The following is a 24,863-nucleotide window of genomic DNA, read 5'->3' as shown; positions in this document are numbered from 1 at the left end:
TCCATGAAAATTGTAGCTATCGTACTCCTGTTGATCTCGGCCTTTCTGAGTATTAAACACGGCTGGGACGCCTTCCAGCCCGCTAACGCGGAACAGGCAAAAATGTTGTCGGCCCTTGGGCTCTCCAAAACCATTATGCCCTACATGGGCGTATGGTCGATCGCCGTGGGGGTCCTGCTGTTTTTCCCGCAGACCTTTTTCGTGGCCAATGTGCTGAATGCGGTTACAATTGTTCTGATCATGGCCCTGTCGTTACGGGCGGGGAACAGTAGCATCGCTTTGATGGAAATTCCTTTTCTTGCCTTGCCCTTATTATTGATTTGGTTGAAATATCCCTTCAAAGGGTAGGTGAATACTGCCTGCCAGATACTATCCTTTCGGAAGAATAACTAACTTACCCACATGGAAACCAAAACGCCACTCCGTATTAAGTCCATTACCGAAGGGCATCGGCTCGCGAAACTTCCCAAACCGCATCATCCGCTCATTAGCGTGGTGGATGTGTCCGAATTGACGAGAGACGCAGGCGTTACCGCGGTCGTATTCGACTTTTATACCATTTCCCTGAAAAGAGGTTGCGATACGCTATTCTACGGACAGCAACAGTATGATTTCGACGAGGGAATCATGGGATTCACGGCTCCGGGACAGATTTTACGCGGTGACGCAAGTGACAGTGCCCACCGGCTGGAAGGCTGGATGTTATTTATCCATCCCGACTTTCTATGGAACACGCCCCTAGCTAAGAAAATCAGGCAATACGAGTTTTTTGGGTACTCGGCTCATGAAGCCCTGTTTCTCTCCGACAAAGAGGAAACCCTGATCAACAGCATCGTTGACCATATCAAGCAAGAGTACCATTCATCGATCGATAAGTTTAGCCAGGATGTGATTGTTGCCCAGCTGGAACTCCTCTTCACGTACGCTCAACGCTTCTACGAGCGACAGTTCATCACCCGGAAAATCACCAACAGCAAGGTACTGGATCGGCTGGAGCAGGTACTGACGGATTATTTTAATCAGGAAGATCTCTTGTTGAAGGGCTTACCCAAGGTGCAGGACATCGCCGATACTCTGCACATGTCCACCAAATACCTCAGCAGTTTACTGAAGCAGCACACCGGACAAACTACCCAACAACACATTCACCACAAGCTCATTGAAAAAGCGAAAGAGATGCTCTCCACCACGGATTTGTCGGTCAGTGAAATCGCGTACGAATTAGGCTTCGAGCATTCACAATCGTTCAGCAAACTCTTCAAAACCAAGACGAAGCAGAGTCCGTTGGAGTTTAGGCAATGTTTTAACTAACGTTATTGATTGTTAATTTAGGTTGCTTTAAACGAAATTGAGTTTCGTTCATTAGAGACGGCTAGCTGGCCCTTCATGCCTTCGTAGACTACCTTCCCATCGAAAACTTAGTTCTTTTAGAGCTTCGTTATTCACCTAGATCGAGTTTGGTCCTGTTGGCACGGCTGGCTAGTAGCATATCAGCATTGCATGCCGGGCTCAAGCCGCCTTCCATTCCATGGTGGCCTGAAGCAGGATGAAAAGAGCGGTGGGCGTGCCGACATGGAATGTATATGGACTAAATCACCAGCCGCATTTAAGGGACGAAAAACTGATCTATTATTAGATATCCTTTTTTTCGTACAGCTGAAAAGCTAAACCTTACGCCCTACGAACAAACCCTATTAATGCTGAACAGGCAAAGGCAATGACCGTTGAAAAGCCTAAGGCCAGTAACTCTACACTTTGACGCGTCTCGTTTTCAGGGAAATTGGTAAAAACCCAGTAGCCTACCCATAGAATGGCAACTTCGAGTAAGGCAAACTTCCAGCCTTTCTGGGGTTCCAGGATACCCAGCCCAAAAGCCGTCAGGATGGCTACCAAACAGGGTAAAAAGAAGGAGGTAGCGGTTTTAACGCAGTAAATGATTAGTATCCCTCCTGCAATTACCAGAGACAGGGCGAGCAGGGTCGTTTTAGAAAGGTTAGGCATGGCAACAAGCGTTTAAGGGTGGCGTTACACGACCCAGCTACCGGCTGGTTTGGCGAATTCTACTCTTGGTGAATAGACATTTCGCGGCACGCGTAGACTCCCTTCTTGTTGCAAAAATAGCGGTTAGGTTAATCGATTCAGCAATTCATCCCGATACAAAGCGGACAAGGGTAAAACAGCACCCGTGGTCAGGGTGACCTGATGCCGTTCGATTTTCTCAACTTTGCTCAGGGAGACGATATACGACTTATGGATGCGTATAAACTGATCGGCGGGCAATCGCTCCATGGCTTCTGACAGTTTCATGCGGGTTAAGGTCCGGCGGCTGGGTTCGTGAAACGTCAGGTAATTATCATCCGCCTCCACGTACAGCAAGGTTGCTCGGTCGATGCGTGCCCAGTCGTAACCCGTTTTCACGAACAGGGAATCAGAGGCTACCCATTCTGGTAAATGTTGCTGCGAGCGTTTGGCCATGGCCCGCTGGCAGGCTTGGACGAAACGGCTCAAACGGATGGGCTTTAATAAATAATCGAGGGCTTCCAGCTCAAAACCGTTCACCGCATATTCTGCGTAAGCCGTCGTGAAAATGATTGGTACGGATGAACCAATGATCTGAGCCATTTCCAGTCCGGATAAATCGGGCATCTGAATATCCAGAAATAGCAAATCCACGGATTCCGTCTGTAAAAAAGCCAGGGCCTGCGTAGCACTGGCAAAGCTGGCAACTACCTGTACATAGGGTACCTGTCGGGCGTGCGACTCCAGCACGTGCAGGCCCATGGGTTCATCATCAATCAGTAAGCAACGGAGCGGAGCGGAATCTTTTTTCACAAGAGTTGCCGGATTTGTTCATACAGAGCTTCCTTTTCGGAGGGCCGTTTTGCGTGCACGGTCACTATTTTACCCGATTTGTCGACTAAGATATACGATGGAAACTGAAGATGACTCTGCGGCGAATAGTGCCGCTGTACATCATCCACCAGTGCTTTCCCCGCCAGGATATGATAACCCGTTAACTGATAGAATGCAATCATCTCCCGCCAGCCTTTTTCAGGGTTCGTCGTATGTTCAACCGCTACGTACAAGAAATCGACGGCTTGTCCCTTGAAGTGTTCTTTCAGAGCCTGATTGAAAGTAAATTCCTCCCGACAGGGACCGCACCAGCTTCCCCACAGATCCAGATAGACCACCTTCCCCCGGTGAGCTACCAGCAACGAATCCAGTGTAGGTATGGAAGCAGGGTGTACGTGTATATATGACCGTTCGGTTTGTAACACACTATCCCAGTAGGGTTTCATAAGTTGTTGTACATACGGTCGGTAGGAGCTTTTGGGAAAGCGGTGCATGAAGTCCTCATACGCCTCGCGTTGGTAACCCAGCTCACCATGCTTGATTCCCTGGGTCAGGAACGAGGCAATCGCCCGTTCCAGCGACGGTCCGCTGAGGCCGTAGTTGATGGCTTTGTACTCCCAGTAACGCTCGCCCTTTTCACGCAATTCCTGATTGACCGTTGTAAAGGGCTTTTCAAACATTTCCTCAGCCAGCGTCGCAAAGTCCTCTTTCGAGGCACACTGGTGCTGGAGATAGCGGGAGTAATAGGCAATCACCTGTTGGTAGGGATAACTGCGTAAAGCCGTTGCATCGGACAGATGTATGGATTGATAGGTTTTTTTGAGAACAGCCCGCCACTCCGGCTGACCGTACTGGGATTTATTGCGGGATGTCCACACGCCGTTTTCCCAAATCAGGTCCCAGACTTTACTGGCCGCAAAGTAGGTAAGGTCGGCGGTTGTCATTTCTAAAAAAGCAGACGTCGGCTTGAAAGCAAGGGTTTTAAGCTGAGCGAAGGCCCAGGTTTGACTTTGCTGAATATCCGTCAGAATCGCAGCCGGGCTACTCAGTGAATCGTTATAGGTCGTTCGCCCCAGTCGATTATGCGTCAAGCCTAGTCGCTGGCGAAACTGGTTTTCTTTAGCCAGACTTCCGCTGAATCGGATGTTACTGCGATCTGCCCGCATTATTAAGGTCTTGCCGGGTTCGGCGTAGAGGTACAGGCGTTGATCGGCATAATCCATGAAAATGATTTGCGGTGTCGTTACGGGTAGCTGAACGGAAAAGTTCCCCTGAGCGTCCAGACTCACTTTTCGCGAATCGGCCCGGTACACCCAGCAATCAAAGGGTATATAAAACGTGAGCGTTTTCACGGTTGGACTCAGCTTGCCCGAAAGTTTCAGCTGGGCATAAGCATTCAACTGCACACCTAGGAGTGCAAAAACAAGAAATAATCGCATAATAACTAGTAGATTAGTGAAGAGTAAGATGCAGGCGGACGCAGTACCGATCCGCCAAAGACTGAATGCTGAGTTGATGTTTATCCGGATACAAAAGCGACAGGCGTTTTTTTGTGTTTGCTAAACCGGTACCCAAGCTCGGCTGATCGTTCCGCCGGGGAAACAGGCTGTTTTCAATGGCCAATTCCAGCTCCTGTTGCTGAATGCTCAATTGCAGGGTGATAAAGCAGGGCTCATCCATGCGAATACCGTATTTAAAGGCATTTTCCAACAAAGGGAGCAATAGCAAGGGGGCCATCTGAGTGGGCTTTTCGTCGTAGATAAGCTCGGTTTGAATCTGAATATTCTCCCGTACGGGCAGCCGTAGTTTTTGTAGCTGCACGTAATCATTAATAAACGTTAGCTCTTCGGCAACCGATACCAGATCGTTCCTCGAACGGTCAACCGTATATCGCATAATGCTGGCGAGTTGTTCAATGCTTTGAGCCGTCTGCTCCGCCTGTTCGAGTAAGGCCGTTCCGTACAAGGTATTCAGGGTATTGAAGAAAAAGTGAGGGTTGATGTGAGCTTTCAGGGCATGCAGTTCGGCATGGGTGAGCTGAATCTGCTGTTGCGTCTGATCCACCCGCTGCTGGATGTACTGCCGCAACAACGCATAGCTAATGCTATAAGCTGCCACGGCCAGAGTGGGTTCTCCGATCGGGTTAGGCATTCCTCCAAACTTCCACTGTTTGAAATACGTGAGTAGTACACTGAAACCCACCGAGCCCAAACTGGTACTAATCAGAAAAAAGGAGATAGATTTCTTTCTGAAAATCAGGTGGTAGTTAAGTTCGACCAGTAACGTTCCTACGGCCAGCACTGCCCACAAGCCCTGCGTGTAATTGTGGTTCATAAAACGTTGCCAGACCGTGACCGGCGAGCCATCGGGATTGATGAGATAGGGCCCCTCCGTGTACACCTGATAGCGATAAGAAAGAGCATCACTCAGCTCCATTCCTAGCCAGAGGACCAGGGCATGGATAAGCCATTGTTGCCAGATGGGTAAACGTGTAATAGCCATAATTGCCGAATCGCAGACGATGAATGCATCAAAGCAAAAAGGTAAGCGGCTGTATCGCAAAAAAATGGGGTAAGAGCTTCAAATTATGGGGTGAAAAGATTCAGGGTAAAAATCTACAGCCACAAATGAGGTAAAGGGAAGCCTTTTATTGATTGATTACTGATTTAAACAGACTCCGTTCCTACAGATTTCCGTATCGAATGAAACCACTATTTCAGTCAGGACTAAAACTTTTTTGCTTCGGATCGAGTCTCACCCGTGAACACTTCTTTTCATGGATTTTCTATCACGAATAGCAATACTAAAGATTTGATGATGACATCCAACCCTATTTTACTCATCGGCGGCTCCGGTATCGTGGGCCGTTGGACCGCTCATTTCCTACGAAAAGCCCATCCGGAAGTACCCCTGCTGATCGGTGGACGGGATCTTGCTAAAGCGAAAAAGGCAGCGGCTGAAATCAGTCAGGCGGAAGGTGTGAAGATCGATCTCACGGCCGAGGATCTCGGTCTGGGCGATCGCCCGGTTAGTGCGGTCGCCCTCTTTTTTACGGATGAACGGGCTGCCGGATTGCATTTCGCTCAGTCACGCGGCGTTCCGTACCTCACGATTTCTCCGGGTTTGCATGAAATCGCCCCGGAAATAGCCGCCTACATCCATAGGCCAGACGCCGCTCCGATTGTATTGGGTACGGAATGGCTGGTGGGTGCTACGACGATTCCTACGCTGGAATTTGCGAAAGATTTTAGCCGTGTACATGCCATCACCCTCAGTGCACTCCTGGACGAAGAGGACGCTGGCGGTCCGGCAGCAGATGCCGACCTGGAACGACAAATGAAAACGATGCCTTTATCCCTCACTCGCCGCGAGGGTGCTTACGTGTGGCGGAGTGGCGACGAGGGCAAAACTACCTTTCGGGCCGTGGATGGTACGGAAATGGACGCTTTTGCCCTGGCTCCCAATGACGTCATTAGTCTGGCTACGGTAACAGGCTCGCCCAACGTTCAATTCAATCTGGCTATTGGTGTGACTTCGACCCGTCGTCGCGGAGAGCCGATGTCAACGGAAATAATAATTGAACTGGAAGGAGAAGATCATACAGGCCAAGCTTTGCGTACGCGTCATGCGGTCGTTCATCCGGAAGGTCAGATGCCCTTGACGGGATTCGGGGTGTCCATGGTTCTGGAACGGCTGATCGGACTTGACGGTAAGCCGGCGACTCCGGCAGGCTTGTATTTCCCTTATCAGTTACTTGATTCAACAGCTTATTTTAGCCGCTTGAAGCAAATGGGAGGTATTCTTTTGGATCTGGACGTTCTGTAAAAGAATGGATGGTTCATTAGCTGCAAGGAATCGTCTATCAAGGAATTTTCCCGTGAACCTTATTCGCAGCAAGTCGTCGCCGATAGGAGGTAAACTGTCTATCGACGACGATTTTGTTTTAGCATCCTTGTTTGGTAAATACGGTAACAATGGTTCGAAAAAAAATGTATGCTTCCAACCGTACGCTCCAGTGCTTGATGTAGTAGAGATCGTACATGAGTTTATGGCGAGCATCTTTGAGACCTGCTCCGTAGGGATAGCAAATTTGGGCATAGCCGGTGATTCCGGGTTTAATCCGATGACGCTCCCGATAATGCGGAATCTGCTCTTCAAAAACCTCCGTGAAAACCCGGCGTTCCGGCCGAGGACCAATCAGTGACATTTCTCCTTTCAGTACACTTAGTAGCTGAGGCAATTCATCGAGCCGAATTTTTCGCATGAAAGCACCGAAGGCAAACGTTCGCGGATCACGTTTACTGGAAAAAGTCGCCCCCGAAGCTTCGGCATCCAGCCGCATGGAGCGAAATTTAACGCAGGTAAATTCGCGTTCTTTCCATCCCACCCGTACTTGTCGGTAAAATACGGAACCGGGGGATTGTTGATTGATTTTAAAGGCACTCCACAACCAAAAGGGACAACTTGCCAGCAGTAAACCAAGGCTAAAAATGGCATCTACCCCTTTCTTAAATAGACGTATGGAAGGCGAAAATCCGGGTAATGTTCCCGCCAGACTACGGTGCGTAGCGGATTCTGCAATGTAGACTTTACCCAGCATCTGCTCACAAAAGTCGGAAATAGTACTGATGTGAAACTTTGAGCTTTTTTGAATGAGCAAAGCCTTCGACGGCTGCCAGGACCCAGGACGCGTAACCAGATGAATGTATTCAAAGTGTTTTACTAACGTCTCCAGATTTTGGTTTGTCTTCATTTGAGCCGGTACCAAAATGATTCGCTGGAAGGAAAGCAACAGTCGCCTGAGATCCCGTTTTGTAAGAAAGTAATCGTAATCCGTGATGAGTAGAACCTTCGAGTTTAAGTTACGGGATGAGCGAATCTGATGGATTACCGGATTAATAGAGACGCTTTCCACAAGGGGAGGGAGTACAGATAGCATCATATCGTATCAATACGTGTGGACTTGGGGGTTATGATCGATGTTGTCTCGGCCCTTTGATTTAAACCGAGGGCTCCGCTTGATTAATTCTTACAAGGTTAGGAGGAATAGAGAAGGGTAATAGATTAATTAGAAAGAACGTCACTGGTCAGTGAATGTTATCCATGCTAGTCATCAGAAAGTAGACGGCTAGTAATCAGCCCTAGAAACGCTACAAACAGCAAAGTATTCAGCCAATTCTTTAACAAAGAACTTTCATACAAGGCACGTAACCTATAGTAGGAATTGTAAAATCATGTAGTAGTAGTTGATAGTATCTTGTAGTACTAGTTGGAGTTACCGATGAACGGAGCCTACCAATCAAAGGGGCTACCTGCTAGTTGCAGGTAGCCCCTTGACTTATCAATCAGAGTAGTTTTTACTTGACAATCACCACGCGGTAGCTGTAAGTAGAACCATCCTGATGCTCTAGGCTGAGCAGGTACACGCCGGCAGGCACCGCCTGCACATCCAGTGAACTTTCCGGTAAGCCCTTTATTTCCAACAGCGTATTTCCTACGGCTGACGTCAGACGAACGGATTTAATCTGAGCCGGATCACTCACCTTGAGGTATACCTTCTCCGAAGCTGGGTTAGGATACACGCTCGTTTCGAAGGAAACCTTCATGCTCACCGAGCGGCTACGGCTATAGTCGAAACTGCCATCCTGATCGACCATTTTCAGTCGGTACAGACTCGCTCCAGCCAATGGTTGCTGATCGACAAAGGCGTAGCTTTGTTTGGTCGTGCTCTGGCCTTTGGCCGAAACGATCTGAAGGGTCGTCCACTCGCCTGGGTTACCCGAGCGGCTCCGTTGCACTTCAAAATGCTGACTGTTTCGCTCCTGAGCCGTGGCCCAAGTAAGTTCTACGGTCTGGCCTTTGACTTTGGCATCGAAGTTTGTCAGACGTACCGGCAGCGGACTATCCCAGCTTAGGGCGTACGTTACGGGTGCAGACACGCTGCCCGCCGCATCGTGGTAGGCGTAGGTAAACACCGTCGACGTGTAACCCGTACCGGTGAATTCAAGCTCCAGCTTCGAAGGATCGTAGCTTTGAATCACCTGACCTGGGGTTACGCGTACGCCATCGTACCAGAGTAGGCCGTTGGTAGGTAGCGTAGTGATGGTAACGGTGCGGTCTTTCTTACTTCCGTTTAAGACCCCATCCTCGGGATCGGTGCCCGTGAGTTGACCGGGCACAGCCGTTCCGACACCTGTCGAAACGTGACTGCTGTCGAGTTTGATCTTCGTACCCGGACTCGGTACATCAATCAAATAGACCTTGGGCTGAGCTACGGGGGGTTGCTGGACGCCGAAGTTCGCATTCGTCACATCCGTCGTCGTGACGGTGATGTTCGGCAGGATACCGTTCACCGTACCGTCGCTTCCCGCATTCGCTCCCAAATGCTCACCCGTGTTGATCCAGCCCGAAGGTAGACTTGGCGTCGTCGAACCCGTCGGAGTCTGATGCAAGACGACACTATACGTACCCGCTGGCGTCACCCCAAAGTCGTAAGCTCCGTTTGAAGCTACGGTTGCTGTTTTCACCGCTTGACCAGTACTATTGACGAGCGTCGCATACAGTCCCGTCGGAATGGCTACCTGTGACGTACTGTTAACCGTGTTATCCGTCAAACCGTTGGCATCGTGGAAAACGTTACCACTTAGGCTAACGACAGGCGTGGTGAAGGGAACCATCACCGTACTCGTGTTACTCTTAGCTCCGCCGTTGTCGGTTACGTAGAACGGTACCTGCGAAGTCACCTCCCCGTCTACGGGATCCACCAGGACCGAAAGATTCGTCACTGGAACGGTTACCGTGCCCGGCCAGACCTGCTGACCCGCAGCGGGTGTTTGTCCCTCGGGTACGTAGGTCGTTCCGTTAATCGTTACCGTCGTCACGTTCGTTGGGAACTGCGTGAAGGTAATCGAAGAGACACTACCGTCAACGTCGGAGAAGGTAAATTCACTGGAGAGATCCACCGTGGTCGTTCCCCCCGGATTCACCCGCGAAGGCAGCGTTTGATCCGAAGTCACCGGCGGTTGTTGCACCCCAAAGTTCGCGTTGGTGACATCCGTAGTCGTAACGGTGATGTTCGGTAAGATACCGTTGACCGTGCCGTCACTACCCGCGCTGGCTCCCAAATGCTCACCCGTGTTCATCCAACCCGAAGGCAGACTTGGCGTGGTTGAACCCGTCGGAGTCTGGTGCAAGACGACGCTGTAGGTTGCGGGAGTTACTCTACCAAAGTCATAAGCACCACTACTACCTACCGCTACCGTTTTCACCGCTTGACCCGTGCTATCAACGAGCGTGGCGTACAAGCCACCTGGGATCGCCTGAGCGGACGTGGTGTTGACGGTGTTATCCATCAAACCGTTGGCATCGTGGTAGACATTGCCCGAAAGCGTCACCTGAGGCGTGGTAAAGGGAACCGTCACCGTGCTCGTGTTACTCTTGGCTCCGCCGTTATCCGTTACCAGGAACGGAATCTGCGAGGTGACATCCCCGTCTACGGGATCCACGAGTACACTCAGATTCGTCACGGGAACCGTTACCGTACCCGGCCATACCTGCTGTCCACTTCCCGGCGTTTGACCCGGAGCGACGTAGGTCGTTCCGTTAATCGTCACGGTCGTCGCACTTGAGGGGAACTGCGTGAAGGTGATGGTTTGAGGCGTACCATCGACATCCGAGAAGGTAAACTCACTCGAAAGATTCACCGGCGTCGTTCCACCCGGATTCACCCGCGAAGGCAGGGTTTTGTCCGAGGTCACGGGGGGTTGTTGGACGCCGAAGTTGACATTCGTTACATCCGTGGTAGCGACCGTGATGTTCGGCAAAATACCATTCACTGTGCCATCACTACCCGCGTTTGCTCCCAGATGCTCACCGGTGTTGATCCAACCACTCGGCAGAGCCGGAGTTGTGGAACCCGTCGACGTCTGGTGCAGTACGACGCTGTACGTACCTGCCGTAACGTTACCAAAGTTGTAGGAACCATCCGCATTTACGGGTACCGTAGCCACCGCTTGATTGGAAGCGTTGACGAGCGTCGCGTACAAGCCGCCTGGGATCGCTACTTGCGAAGTGGTATTGACTGTGCTGTCGGTTAACGCGTTGGCATCATGGTAGACATTGCCCGAGAGTTGTACCGTCGGCGTCGTGAAGGGCACCGTTACCGTGCTCGTGTTGCTGGTAGCTCCGCCGTTATCGGTTACTAAGAACGGCACCTGCGAAGTAACCGCTCCGTCTACGGGATCGATGAGTACACTCAGATTCGTTACTGGAACCGTTACCGTCCCCGGCCATACCGATTGACCACTGCCTGGCGTCTGTCCCGCCGGCACGTAGGTCGTACCGTTGATGGTAACGGTCGTTGTATTGCTAGGAAACTGCGTAAAGGTGATCGTCTGAGGCGTACCATCGACATCCGCGTAGGTAAACGCACTCGAAAGATCCACCGTCGTGGTGCCCCCCGGGTTTACCCGCGAAGGCAGGGTTTTATCCGAGGTGACCGGCGGTTGTTGTACGCCGAAGTTGGCATTGGTCACGTTGGTACTCGCTACCGTAATTCCGGTCAGAATACCATTAACGGCCGCATCACTGCCTACGCCGGCTCCCAGGTTCTCGCCCGTATTGATCCAGCCCGTAGGCAGACTAGGTGTCGAGGAACCCGCAGCCGTCTGGTGCAGCACCACGCTATAATTGCCCGGAGCAGTTACGCCAAAGTCATAGGCACCATTACTGCCAACCGCTACCGTTTTAACGGCTTGACCCGTACCATCTACCAGCGTGACGTATAGATTCGAAGGAATCGGCTGATTCGAGGTGGTATTCACCGACACGTCCGTTAACGCGTTGGCATCGTGAAAGACGTTACCCGAAAGCGTCACCGGCGGATAGCAGGCTTCAATCGGATTAAGCGTTACGTTTACGGGGAGTACCAACTGACACTTCGATGTATTATCGGTAAGGGTCACCGTATACAGGCGAGCCGTAGCGGTCGTCACGGTCGGATGGGCTACGAAAGGATTCGAAAGGCCCGTTGCCGGCGACCAGACGTAGGTGTAGCTGCCCGAAGAAGTGACCGTCAAAGGCATCGGCGTAGCCGAACTTGCACAAACGGCCAGATCACTCGTGGTCGCTGCAATCGTGTTTTGATTGACCACCACGACCACTTCCTTAAAGTTGCTACAACCCGTCGTTAGGTTGGTTTGCGTTAAGCGGTAGGTCTGTGTGGCTGATGGCGTAATCACCGTCGCAGTCGCGTTGGGACTCGCTACCCCCGTTAGCGGGCTCCACTGCCAGCTCGTGTTAGCGGCCGGCGTGCCCACTAGCGCTAAGGTGGTGGCTCCCCCCTGGCAGAGGGCCGTGTTGCCCGTGATGGCAAAGTCAGCAGGGGTATTCACCGTTACCGTTACCTGACTTGTTGAACTGCAGCCGCTCAGAATCACCGTGACCGTGTAGGTCGTCGTCGTGGTGGGCTTGACCGTCGGCTGAGCTACGTTGGCAGCCCCCACAATACCCGCACCCGTCCAGCTATAGGTAGCTCCGGTGATAGCGGCCGTTCCAATCTGGGTGGATTCACCCGGACAAAGGGTGACGGGCGAGCCCGCTCCCGCCGTCGGCGTTACTTCCACTTCGTCGGTAAATTGACAGCCACTCGAAAGCGTGACGGTAACCGAGTAAGTCGTCTGCTGGGCTACGGTAGCCGTGGGGTTCGCACACGTAGTGCAGCTCAGCCCCGTAGCCGGTGCCCAAAGGTAGGTGGCTCCACTGGGAGCTGCGGGATTACCGGCCGCGCCATACCCGATGGGAACGCCCCCCGAACACTGGGTTTTGTCGGTCAGCGAAAGACCCGAAACGGGGTTGACGGTTACCGTCACCTGATCGGTGACGGGCGTTGAACAGCCGGGGTAGCTCACCCGCACGCTGTAGGTCGTGGTCGCCGTGGGACTCGTTACCGTAGGACTGGCACACGTAGTGCAGCTTAAACCCGCCGCCGGACTCCACTCGTAGGTAGCCAAGGGTTCCGCCTCTCTTCCCAGTTGTACGGGTACGCCCTGACAGGTAGTCTGGGCGGCTCCGGCGTACTCACCCGCCAGCACGGTATTGCGAAGCACCACCTGATCGGTCGCCGTACAACCTGACTGGGGATCCGTGACCGTCAAGGTATAGGTCTGGGGGGTCGCGAAAGCAAACTGCACCTGAGGTTGGGGCGAGGAAGCGGTGGTGCCGTTGGTCCAGGCGGCATTGGCGGGACTCCAGGCGTAGGTCCAGGAAGTACCCGCGGGGGCGGGCGTTCCCAGCGTAACGGTGGCTCCGTTACAGACGGCCCGGTCTCTGCCGGCGTCAGCTACGGGAGCCGAAACGTTCACGAGTACCGTATCGCGGTTGCGACAACCCGTCGCCGTTTCGGTAATGGTGACGTAAAACTCTTTTGCCGAGCTGACCGTCGCCGTTGGATTGGCGGCCGTCACGCTGGAAAGGCCTTCGGCTGGCGTCCAGGCGTAGGTAAAGCCTGAAAGGGGCGTCTTTCCAATCTGAACGGGGGTGCCCGGGCAGGTATGGGCATTGGGTGCATTAAAGACGGGCAAGGACCAGCCGGGTGGGTTGATCACAATCGACTTGGAGCAGGTAATGGACGCGTCGTACTTACTGCGAATGGTCAGGGTAATGGTAGCCGGAGCCGTGGCAGTAATCAACACGGAGGAAGCCGAGGCATTATCCACCAGATTGGCCGGACTCCAGGCATAGGTCACATCGGCCGGATTGGTTATATTGGTACCCAGCCGGAGGGCCACATCGCCGAAGACTTTGGGGCAGGACTGATCCGAAAGCGTCAGGATCTCAAAGTCACAAAGATTTCCCCCGTTCGTACAGGGTTGTACCGAGACGTCAGCCGTACAGCTCACGCCGTTGAGGCTTACCGTGCGGCGGAAGCGGGTCCCCCCACTCGTGCTTTGCAGGTAAGCATCCTTGCCATTGTTACGGGTTTGCAGCACGCTACCCGTGCCGCTCACTACGCTCCAGGCATACGTAGTGCCCGGGGCGTTGTCTTCGTCTAGATGCGAAGACCACAGGGGAGCACAGCGGGTCTCGTTTTGATCAGTGATGCGGTAGTTTAAGACCGACACGCGAACCTGATCGACAAAGACGCAACCGCTCTTTTCGGCATTGACGGTGTAGTCAATAAAGCCATTGGTCACAGCGGCCGTTCCGGCATTAAAGGTCGGTTTGGCTACCTGGGAAGCCGACAGATACTGGCCCGAGGTCCAGGTGTAGGCAAAACTAGCGTCGGTGGCACTACCCAACACCTGCGAGGTGTTTTTACAGAGCGTGTAATCGGAACCAGCAAAGCCGGTGGGATTGCTGTTGGGAGCCGCCACGGGGGTTACCGTCACATCGCTGGTGGTTGCGCACACCGCTCCATTTTTCTGGGTGACGCGCACGGTCAGGCGGTAGGTGGTCACGGCGGCCGGCGTGGCAATGGGCTGGGCACAGTCGGTGCAGCTTAAGCTACTCAGGGCACTCCCGGAAACCACACTCCAGGCGTAGGTGACCGAGGGGCTAGCGACGGGAGCCGTGCCGATCTGCACGCCCCCGCTGCCCTGGCAAAAAGACTTGTTGCCGCCCGCGTTAGCCACGGCGGGTACGATGGTAACCTGATCGATGTCGGTACAGCCGGCGGCATCTTTGATTTGCAGGGTGTAGGTGGTGGCCGAGGTCACGGCGGGGGTAGTCAAGCTCGCCGTGGCCGAAAGGGACGTTCCGGTGGACGTACTGCCCGAAAACCACTGGTAGGTATAAGAACCCGCTCCGCCGGTAGCTGAACCGTTTAAGGTCACAGTGTTAGCTCCGCTGCCGCATACAAACCACTGGGGGCCGTCGGCACTAGCAATGGGGGCGGCATTGGTGCCGATGATGACCGAGGCAACCGGAGAAGTATCGACGACTTGTAGGTTACAGTAATCGGCGATGACTTTGATCTGGCGTCGGTAGTACAAAGTGGTTTGGGAGGCCAGGGGCTGGAGGTCCTTGTAGACTTCGCCCGGCAAATCTTCCCAGGGCCCCGTAGCACTAGCCGACTTCTGCCACTGGTAGAAGACCTTGCCGGTGTAGGGATTGGGAGTAGTGACGCCGACGGCGTTGCCTTCAACGAGGGCCGGAATGCCCAAAATGCAGGCATTTTGCGTGAGGGGAGCCACCGTAGAAGGGGTGACGGCAAAGTCCAAGGGCAACTCGCCCCCGTTAAACTTGGCGATCACGCCGTCAAAGTTACCTCCTGGGTTGGTTTGGTGCGAACCAGGGGTAGCTAGGCCCGTGCTTCCTGCTTGAACGCTAAAGCCTAATACTAGATGACCTTTAGAGTTTAGCGTCAAACTAGTATTCGTTTCGAAATTTTCATTAACTGATGAACCAAAATAGGTACCCCAGAGGCGTTGACCTGAGGTAATATTAAAATGGTTTAGGAAGAGATCTGTACCGCCTTTAGGCATCGGTTGAAACGTACATTCACTAGCAAGCTCACCCGTCGTAGTGTTCGTTGTTCCTGCCAAAATCAGGTTACTTTCTAAATCAAGTTGAATGTTACTTACATTTGTCAAAGCCCCCAATTGAGCTCCTAAATATGAACCTTGCTGAAAGCTACCATTCAGATCAAAGCTGGCCCAGAAGCCGTCAGATGTAGCAGTTCCTTTATTGGTGCGGTAAGCCCCCGAAGAAGCTATGCCTGTAGTGCTTGCCGCCGTCCCCCCCACGTAAATTCGACCTTTGGCTTTATCAATAGTAATAGCACGAATATCGTCGTTGAGGGAACCGCCAAAATAACGACCCCAAATCCGCTGGCCAGTTGTTTGGTTTATTTTCAACAAATATCCATCAGCTTCGTATCGGGTTTGGCCCTCTGAAATTCCTCCTACTAAGCTAGTATACGCTAACCATTGTGGCACAGTACTTGAGCCTGGTGAACTACCAGCTACATAGATACTTTCATCGGCATCCATAGCTATACTAGTATACATGGAAAAATTCTCCAGATACGTTCCCCAAATTTTCCGGCCAGTCGCTCCATTGTATTTCAACAAAAAAGAAGGACGCCCAACAGAAGCAGTCGTTGGACGAAAGGTCCCAGTCGTTCCCAATTCTCCTGGACTAGTTGTAGCTCCGATGCCGGTTTCTACAAACCCTGCTAAATACAAAGCTCCGCTTTGATCAATCAGAATTTGTTTAAACTCCATAAGAAAGACGGTAGAATTAGTTACATAAGTAAACCAATTTTTTTGTCCAGTAGTAGCGTTTACAGTAGCTATAAATCCTTTGCCGTTATAAGTAGGCTGTTCGGTTCCAGGTGTTCCTAAATTAGGGCTATCTGTAGTTCCAGCAATATACAGAGTACCATTATGAAACTTAACAGTTTGAATCCTGTCAGTGCCAGTCCCACCGAAATATGTTCCCCAAAGTCGTTGGCCCTTGCTGTTAAATTTCGCGATAAAACCATCATCTGTTCCAATTAAACTCCCTTGAGGTGCTCCTATACTAGCAATGTTAGCAGTACTTGCAGAGTACCCTACCGCGTAAATATTGTCTTCAGAGTCAATGTCTACTGCATAGATTCTTTCAAATCCCGTTCCCCCATAGTAAGTGGCCCACTCCAGATTGGGTGTCGGGTCAATAACCAGCGTTTGGGTTTTGTCGTAAGCGGGTACGTTAAACGCGTACATGTCGGAGCCCAAAGCTCTGTAGTGCACCCTGACGGGCTTTTTGCTTTGACTCATCCAACTCGCTGGAATGCGCTCGGAAAGCTTACCGTGCACGAGATTCATCACCACCCGCTCGTTTTTTAGAGCCGTGGCATTCGCTCCCTCGTAGCGAAGCTGAATTTTAGAAGCATCGCCGCCTGGCCGTACAATGAAGTTGTACTCAATGGGTTTGTTAGTACCCTTTTGGGCCACGAACTCTAAGTCAATGTCCGGATAGATGTCCTGATAGGTCACCTTCTCGTAGCTACGGATGTTAGAAAAGGCTCCGTTCCCATTAATCGCGTTTACGGAAGGTGCCATCACCGCCCCGGTGCGAAGCTGAGCTTTGGGATTAGCTCCGACCAGCTCAACATCCACCCGGTGAAAACCCAGCTTTTTAGCCGAACCTTTTACCGCGTAAGTATCATAACTAAAACCCGATTGTCGGAGCTGTACGTTTAAACCCGGCAAATTTAGAAGGTATCTGACCGAAGCATTAGGCTTTCCGAACTGGTCCAGGAATTGACCTTTGTTTTCGGTAAAAGCCGAACGGTTCTGTTTCAACCAACGGGCAGCCTGGGCCTGCTCGGCAGGCGGCGGGCTACTTTCCTTCATTACACCCAGCGTCCCTCTAGGTTTCTGCTGAGCAGAAACCGAAAATAGGGCCGAAGCGGTGAAAAAGGAAAAGAGTAATAGTTGTTTAATCATTGAAACATTGCTTTAAATGAAACATATATAAATTGGAATTGGGTTGGCTTTAGGTAAAAGCGATCGGTGACTAGGACAGAGAATACTGATCAGTCCAAGGGATAGGAAAGGGCACAACAGAGCCTGAAAAGATTACGGAAAGCGTGATCTTTAGAGCTAAGGATATAGGGAAACGCGAGCGTTTGAGGACTTTTTATTTCAAGTCCTATGCATACGAATGAGAGAGTCTAATTGAATTCAGTAGAGAGTACTTCGATTCGCCGCTTGTAGCGGGAGCCTAGCAAAAATGTTTACTTCTTTTAAGGGAGGTATATTGAGGGTTTCAATCGAAAAGCGAATGAGTGATACGTATTGAAGACATAGCTTTAGTAGCTATTGAACACGGATAAGCAAAGTGGACAGAATCCATAAGTAGCGGTTTAAACGTATGAATTTGTAAAAGAGATGGGGCTTAATACTATGTCACATTGACGCAGCAAACCTATCATTTATTAATTTAAGTATAAATAGTAATAATTGAATAGTTACATAGTATTACTACTACATAATTTGTGCTGTTAATTGGCTAGTTAAAGAATAGCATTACTGATTATCAGCCGATAGAAATACCTTTACTATAACTAAAATCAAGATATTTATTTTTATGTACATTTTTATCTCAAAACTATCCAAGCATTAATAGGTCTTTCAATCATTTATTTGTATGTCAATTTATAGATTCTATAGAAATGTATACTCACTAAAAATTGAACAAGCAAACGTATCTATTAAATTTTCCCATAGACTAATTTTTATCCGCTGATCAGCCTTTGATGGTTATTTTTTGGTAATAGAAGAATGGCTCATTTCCTTCGCCAGGTTTTGACTTACCACTGCTATTCTCTTTGTAGATTTATAAAGTGCTGTTCTGGCAAACATCATTCAGTAGGTAAGAGATTACACTACAATAACCTCTCCTTTTCAAACGAATGCAAAGGAAAGTGGCAGGCTCAGACAAAGGCTACTTGGTTAAATTGGAAAAGAAAGTGGTTTTAATACGTAAGCAGGTGCCTTAGAGAATCTTGTTTTGAGGTTCCTAAATCTGTTACCTGCCCGTTCTTGTGAGATGTTGTGAGCCGTGTGAAGCGTGACTACCCAACACTTCATATAATGGCCTTGGGAAAGAACTAGTATCTTGATTGACCACTTCAGTTACAAATTTGCCCTAAAATCAAATTGAATCGTTACCTGGTCTTGAAAACATACGGTTTCATCCATTCGAGCTTAGTATTTTCGTACCGCTGAATCAGTTAGATAAGTGGCGGCTTGGACGACTGAGCATGCAATACAAAGCCTATTCGTTAATACGGATAGGCTTTTTTCATACCATACTCCCAGCTCATTTTTCACTTTTATTGTCCAAAAGGTGCGGTAGGCAGGAAGCTGTTTTGACGTATACCTGCATCACCGAGTAGCTCTACTTAAGATATACTTAGTAAGATCCTATCAACCAGTTGCCATGGGGATGAACCGCGTTTTTCCAGAAAAAATACTTGCGAACTGGCTGCTTCGGGGTTTTGGAATTCATAGAGGGTACAGATGGCCCGGGTTGAATCACTTGAAAAAATGACCGGCGAAAGCTATACGATGCCGTATACGTTTCTGTATTTATTTCGGGGCCCTCGCCAGGGGCTCGTATCGCCCTTATGATAATAATCCTTCACCTCGGCAACAAACCGAACCCGAGATTTGAACCGGTGTTCCAGTTTTGTACGGTTCAAGGTTTCAACCTGTATACTATCTAAAAAAGACCGCCATTCCGGCGTTCGAATGTTTTTTAGCTGACTGGGATCCAGTACGTGTTGCTCCGGATCATGCAGGTTGACTTCTTGCAGATTACGAATCGTAGTATGGTCTGAGATCAGGAAAAAGGATACCTTTCTGTGTTCTTTCAAACGCTTCAGTACCGCGTCATACACGGGATAAGGATTCTGCGAAAAACCGTTTTGAGTCAGGAGAAAGGCAATTCCTATACGTATAATCTGCCAGGCTGATTTCCGCATTTGTTTTGTACGAATGGTTTAGTGTTGATGCTTTTATACGGTTCGGCTGTCCTCTTGTGGCAAGATACAAAAATGGCGATGCCCTACTTTTCCCAAAGAACTAATGTAGGAAAAGTAAGGCATCGGTTCGAATCCATGAAAGCAAATTTAGTATCCCGGATTCTGAGCAAATGCTCCTTGGTTTAGATCCAGAGCCCGTGTCGGAATGGGTCGCAGCAGTTTCGGTTGATTGCCAGCCCCCATAAACGGATTGATGCCGTTATCAAACCACTTCCGCACGTCCTTGTTGTACATCCGGGCCCGGGTCATGAGGGTACCCGTCCGTTTCAGATCGAACCAACGGTGGTACTCACCCACCAGCTCACGACCCCGTTCATCCAGAATAAAATCAAGGGTTACGTCCGAAGACTGAATTTGCATACTGGTTTCAGCTCCTGATTTAGCGGCCCGCTTGCGTACTACGTTGATGCGGTCCGCGGCCAGAGCCAGATTACCCATTTTAAAGTACGCTTCCGCAGCCAGCAGGTACGTTTCTCCGAGACGGGCCACGAACAGATCCCGCGTGCTGGTATTGCTACCAAACTGGGCCGAGGGATCGTCGAATTTTTTCACGGAAGGCGTGTAATTATCCAGTACGACCGTGCGGCTGGCCTCCCAGAGCGTTCCTGAATAAGGATACACCACGGCGTTGTTCCGGCGAGTAGGGTCGGCAGCTTTCCAAGCCGCAATGGCTGCCGGGCTGTTAGCCCACTTAGGCGGATAATAATATTTCACGTTCAACTGATTACGTTCCGTTCGACGCGTATAATAATCGTAATACCGCTGGTAGAACTGAATCATGAACGTGGCGTCGAACCGAGCATCCGTCTCCGTAAACAGATCGAACGTATACATCGTTGGGCATAAGGTATAGGTCCGATACGGATAGCCCTCTACCCCACCCTGACCGCCGAAGTACGGTCCAAAGTAGGCCGCCTGCGTATTACCGCCCGAGTTGGCCGTGGGCAGCGAAGCGGCATCCCATTGAATGGAGAATAGAATTTCGGCATTCTTTTCATTGCCGGGGAAGAATACGTCTTCAAAGGAAAGCGTCAGTCCCTGACCCTGAATGGCCGCATCCGCGTAGGTCGCCGCCGTTTTAAAATCGTCTGCCGTTCCGAAGCTTTCGTAGCCCCGCGTCAGGTGAATTTTAGCCAGCATGTGCCGAACGGCCCGCTTGGTAACGCGACCAAAATTGGGCGTCGTTTCAGGAACCAGTTCCAGGGCTTCGGTCATTTCCTTGATGATAAAGGCGTACACCTCCTGAGCCGAGGCCCGTGAGAATGATTCCACGGGTTGCGTAAAACGGTCCGTCACCAGAGCTACACCCCCAAAGGTTTGCACGAGCAGAAAGTAGTCGTAAGCCCGCAGAAACTGAATTTCTCCCTTGCGGTTCTCCAGCGTTGACGTTGAAGCCGTTTTATCGTTGAAGTACAGGGCCGTATTACAAACCTGAATGGACTGGTAAACGTTGGTGTAAAAGTTCAGTACTTCCGAATCATCCGGAATCAGGTTCTGGTATTCGCTCAGGCCCACGGGCTGCTGGCTGCGGCCTTCCACGTACATATCCGTTCCCGCACAGAATACCCAGGGCTGACTGTACACCGATCGCATGGACGAGTATGCCGCATTGATGAGTTTTTCGTATCCTTCCGAAGTAGCGTAGTACTCGTCGGACACCATATTCGATTTATTTTCTTCCTTCAGAAAATCATTACACCCGCCAGCCGTCAGCATCAGACCAATCAGGAGGGCGGCTACTTTTATGGATTTCATGGTCGTTTAAAATTTGAGGTTCAGACCAAATTGATACGTAATGGTGCTCGGACCCGTGTTATTAATATTGCCCGTGGTGGTATTCGACACGTTGGAGGTCGTGGTCGGATCAATACCGCTGGCGTATTCAGGATCAAAGCCGTTGTACTTCGTCCAGACGAAGGGATTCAGCACGTTGGCGTACACCCGAAGGCTCTTAACACCGATTTTATCCACCAGCGTTGTCGGTAACGTGTAGCCTAATACGATATTCTGAACTTTCACAAAGGATACATCTTTGTAATAGCCGACGCCGGATACGCCCGTCCAGTAGGGGCCGATGTTATTCGGCATGGGATAAGTATTGGACACCCGGGAAGGCGTCACCTTATTATCGGTCATGTAGTAGTCTTCGTAAATTTTGTTCGTACCCCGATCGGAGTAGTTCAGGAAAATGCTGTGGAAGGCACTGTATACCTGGGCTCCCTGGCGGGCAAACATCGAGGCCGACAGATCAAAGTTTTTATACGTAAACTGCGTCGAAAAGCCTCCGGTCCATTTGGGATCTTTCTGACCAATGATGGCCCGGTCGTCCGCACTACTAATCTTGCCGTCGTTATTCAAATCCTTGACGCGAGCCTGACCCGGTAACTGGCCATACTTAACGGCCAGTTCGCGTTCGCTCTCCTGCCAGATGCCGTCAAACACGTAGGTGTAATTTACGTTGATGGGTCGGCCGATAAACCACCAGTTCCCTACCAGATCTTCTTTCTTGTCAAGCAGATCCACAATCTCGTTTTTGTTCCGGGCGAAATTGAAGGAAGTTGACCAGGTAAAGTTTTTCGTCGAGACGTTCACGGTCCGTAACGAGAACTCGATGCCTTTATTCCGTACCGATCCTACGTTATCTTTAATTGAGGACCAGCCCGTTTCGATGGGAATATCACGATTCATCAAAATACCTCGTGAAAGCTTGTTGTAGACATCCAACGTACCGGAAATCCGACCATTAAAGAATCCGTAGTCCAGACCAAAATCCAACTCGCGGGTACGCTCCCAAGTCAGGCCCGGGTTGGGCAGTCGGCTGGGACCGTAACCCAGAGCAACCGTTCCGCCGTAATCGTAGAAGGTAGGGTCGCTCAGATTCATCTGGCTTTCGTACGCACTAATATTGTTGTTGTTTCCCGCAATACCGGCACTCACGCGGAGTTTCAAATCCGAAATGAAGTTGGCTGATTTCAGGAAGTTTTCTTCCGACAACTGCCAGCCCACCGCTAGTGAAGGGAACGTAGACCACTTGTGCCCTTCAGCCAGCTTGGAGGAACCATCCCAACGGGTAGCCAGCGTCGCGAAGTAGCGATCTTTGAAGACGTAATTCACACGGGCCATGTAGGAAAGAATCGACACCTGCCGGAAGTAACTCGTGCCCGACTGACGATTCGTGGAAGAACCCAGGTTGTAGTACGAAGAGTTAAAGGGCAGATCATTCACTCGTAGTCCATCGCCTTCGAAGCGGTCCTTCTGCATACTGAACAGACCCGTGAACGTAAAGCGGTGATCACCAAAATTTTTACGGATGGTCGCAATGTTGTCGAAGATGTAGGAAAGCGACTGGGCGTTGGAACGCTGAGCATCGGGTAAAAGACCATCACCTACGCCGGTCAGGGATCCCCAGTACCGACCGTTCCGCTCAAAATTTACACTCGGCGAAAACGTCGAACGTAATTCCAGCCAGTCATTCAACGCATACTGCAAGTAAAGATTTCCAACTCCGAACAAGCGGCGGGTATTATTCTCTGTATTCGGAATTTCCAGCAAAGGGTTTACTGTACTGGTAAAGCTCGAAATGGTCGTGGAATTGGGTACTGGAATCTGTCCGGGCCGGAACATCAGATTACCATTTGCATCGTAGGGGCTGAAGATCGGAGCCATGTTGAAGGCATTCCGGACGGCATCATCGCTACCCCGCTCAATGTCAGAAAGCGAGAAGTTCACGCTCATGCCGGCCGACCAGTGGTCATTCATCCGACCATCCACGCTGGCTTTGAAGTTGTAGCGATCCAGGCCTTCCTGCAAAAGGTTACCTTTCTCTTTCTGATAACCCGCACCAATCAAATATTGTACTGTATTCTTTTCACTCGCTCCCGAAATGGTTAGCCAATGGTTCATTTGCGTACCCGTCCGCAGAACTAAATCTCGCCAGTTAGTATAATCTCCATTGGCTACGCGTTGTTGTACCACTGGGTTTCCCAGGCTACCGATGGTGTTGTCATAGTTGGTACGTCCGGCAATGAGTTCGGGAGAAATAAAGGTGTTTTGCCGATATTCCCACCATTCGGGACCGCTCATGAAGTGTGGCATCCGGGCCACTTCCCGAATCCCCACGTAACCGTCATAGGAAATCGTCGTCCGACCTTTGGCACTTGAACCGCCCTTGGTCGTCACCAGAATTACCCCGTTAGAACCCCGTGAACCGTAGATAGCCGTTGAGGCGGCGTCTTTCAATACGTCCATTTTGGCAATGTCCTGCGGGTTGAGAAAGTTGATATCGGGAACAATAACGCCATCAACTACGTACAGCGGCTGACCACCCGCCAAAGAGTTCTGACCCCGAATCTGCACGGAATAACTCGCTCCGGCCCGACCCGATCCGGCGGAAATATCCACCCCGGCAATCTGACCCTGAGCCCCCTGTAACGGACTTACTGTACCTCGATCGGCAATGGTTTTCCCTTCAATACTGCCCACAGCGGTGGCTACCTCCGCTTTTTTCTGGGTGCCGTAACCCACAACGACCACTTCCGAAAGAGCTTTAGAATCGGCTTTTAATACGACGTCCAACACCGATCCGGCTCCTACAGCAACTTCCTGCGGTGTATAGCCTACGTAAGAAAAAATGAGGGTAGCTGCTTCTTCACTAAAGGTAAGTCGATACTTTCCCTCTTCGTTGGTAGTCGTTCCCTGCTGCGAGCCTTTTCGAAGAATGCTCACGCCGGGTAAGGTGGCTCCCGTTTCATCCGTGACGGTACCCGTGAGGGTCCTGGATGTCTGAGCCTGAACGGTCAGGCCGAGCAACAAGAAAAAACCAATGGTGCAAGCCAGCAGGTATTCGTACAACCTGCGGCGAGTAGGTAGGAGTTTGTTCATAATCAGCGTAGTTCTGAAGTCGTATTAGGAATACGGTGAGAAGGTGGGGATCGAAAGACCCTTCGATACACAAGACGTAATTCATGTGACTTATCCAGTAAAAAATTAATTTTTTTTTAGAATAATTTTTTGTGTCTGAGTACGATCTGCATGGTTCAAAGTGAGATATAGGCGGTTAAGCATCTGCTCAAAACCATCGTAGTACTTTATTCAAGGACAGTGCTGTTTTCGTCCCGATGAGACGATTGGTCATTTCGTAATGAAGTTTGCTAGATTACCGGACCACAACTTCGTCCCGCTGAGGCGGCTGGTTTTTCAGTCCGTATCGCGAACGCCGCTGACTTCCTCTTGCTCAAAGCCACCGCATTGCTGAGGAAGTAGGCGGCTTTTCGCGATAGGACGGGGCCTGGATTTAAGTCGTCCATGAAGGTTTCGGCTGTCTTTTAACAACTACTAACCACCAACTAATAACTTGAATAGATTACAGTTACAAGAAGAAAACCTCTCCCGCCCCTGAGCAACGGAACGACCTACGACAGCCGCAACGCGGTGGCTTAGAGCAGGATGTCGTTAGTCGTGGAGAGGCTCAGGGGCT

At 50.7% G+C, this 24,863-nt stretch carries 12 protein-coding genes; 3 read left to right on the top strand and 9 right to left on the bottom strand.

Features of this window, described 5'->3' with window-relative positions; genetic code table 11:
- Positions 1-3 precede the first annotated feature (3 nt).
- The gene (locus tag C5O19_RS15945) at positions 4-348 is read left to right on the top strand and encodes a hypothetical protein (RefSeq protein WP_104714398.1); all 345 of its coding nucleotides are present in this window, start codon (positions 4-6) and stop codon (positions 346-348) included.
- Between the two features lie 54 nt (positions 349-402).
- Entirely contained in the window at positions 403-1,311 is a 909-nt protein-coding gene (locus C5O19_RS15940; protein ID WP_104714396.1) for a helix-turn-helix domain-containing protein, read from the top strand.
- Positions 1,312-1,671: 360 nt separating this feature from the next.
- Here C5O19_RS15940 and C5O19_RS15935 read toward each other — a convergent pair whose 3' ends face one another.
- The 4 genes from C5O19_RS15935 to C5O19_RS15920 all read right to left on the bottom strand — a co-directional run bounded on the left by C5O19_RS15935 (position 1,672) and on the right by C5O19_RS15920 (position 5,355).
- Positions 1,672-2,001, bottom strand: coding sequence for a hypothetical protein (locus C5O19_RS15935; protein WP_104714394.1), 330 nt, complete (start codon positions 1,999-2,001; stop codon positions 1,672-1,674).
- A 123-nt stretch (positions 2,002-2,124) separates the two neighbouring features.
- Positions 2,125-2,832, bottom strand: a complete 708-nt coding sequence (locus C5O19_RS15930; protein WP_243406417.1) for a LytR/AlgR family response regulator transcription factor — start codon at positions 2,830-2,832, stop codon at positions 2,125-2,127.
- Positions 2,829-4,292 (bottom strand): TlpA family protein disulfide reductase, encoded by a 1,464-nt coding sequence (locus C5O19_RS15925; RefSeq protein WP_104714392.1) that lies wholly within the window; start codon positions 4,290-4,292, stop codon positions 2,829-2,831. The genes C5O19_RS15930 and C5O19_RS15925 overlap by 4 nt, the downstream gene beginning before the upstream one ends.
- A gap of 13 nt (positions 4,293-4,305) precedes the next feature.
- Positions 4,306-5,355 (bottom strand): sensor histidine kinase, encoded by a 1,050-nt coding sequence (locus tag C5O19_RS15920; RefSeq protein ID WP_104714390.1) that lies wholly within the window; start codon positions 5,353-5,355, stop codon positions 4,306-4,308.
- Between the two features lie 312 nt (positions 5,356-5,667).
- Between C5O19_RS15920 and C5O19_RS15915 the strand changes: the two genes are divergently transcribed.
- Positions 5,668-6,678: a hypothetical protein gene (locus C5O19_RS15915; protein WP_207766446.1), complete on the top strand. Its 1,011-nt coding sequence runs from the start codon at positions 5,668-5,670 to the stop codon at positions 6,676-6,678.
- Between the two features lie 118 nt (positions 6,679-6,796).
- Here the strand turns inward: C5O19_RS15915 and C5O19_RS15910 are convergent, their stop codons facing one another.
- From C5O19_RS15910 to C5O19_RS15890, 5 genes are all read right to left on the bottom strand, one after another.
- Positions 6,797-7,606: a sugar transferase gene (locus C5O19_RS15910; RefSeq protein ID WP_243406416.1), complete on the bottom strand. Its 810-nt coding sequence runs from the start codon at positions 7,604-7,606 to the stop codon at positions 6,797-6,799.
- A 604-nt stretch (positions 7,607-8,210) separates the two neighbouring features.
- On the bottom strand, positions 8,211-17,285 hold the full coding sequence (locus tag C5O19_RS15905; protein WP_104714381.1) for a DUF7948 domain-containing protein: 9,075 nt from the start codon (positions 17,283-17,285) through the stop codon (positions 8,211-8,213).
- 1,619 nt (positions 17,286-18,904) lie between these two features.
- Entirely contained in the window at positions 18,905-19,327 is a 423-nt protein-coding gene (locus C5O19_RS15900) for a hypothetical protein (protein ID WP_104714378.1), read from the bottom strand.
- A 147-nt stretch (positions 19,328-19,474) separates the two neighbouring features.
- Positions 19,475-21,142: a RagB/SusD family nutrient uptake outer membrane protein gene (locus tag C5O19_RS15895; RefSeq protein WP_104714375.1), complete on the bottom strand. Its 1,668-nt coding sequence runs from the start codon at positions 21,140-21,142 to the stop codon at positions 19,475-19,477.
- Between the two features lie 6 nt (positions 21,143-21,148).
- The gene (locus tag C5O19_RS15890) at positions 21,149-24,268 is read right to left on the bottom strand and encodes a SusC/RagA family TonB-linked outer membrane protein (RefSeq protein WP_104714373.1); all 3,120 of its coding nucleotides are present in this window, start codon (positions 24,266-24,268) and stop codon (positions 21,149-21,151) included.
- Between the last annotated feature and the right edge of the window lie 595 nt (positions 24,269-24,863).

The organism is Siphonobacter curvatus (assembly GCF_002943425.1).
Classification (GTDB): Bacteria; Bacteroidota; Bacteroidia; order Cytophagales; family Spirosomataceae; genus Siphonobacter; species Siphonobacter curvatus.
This window is presented reverse-complemented; position numbering and strand designations above follow the sequence as displayed.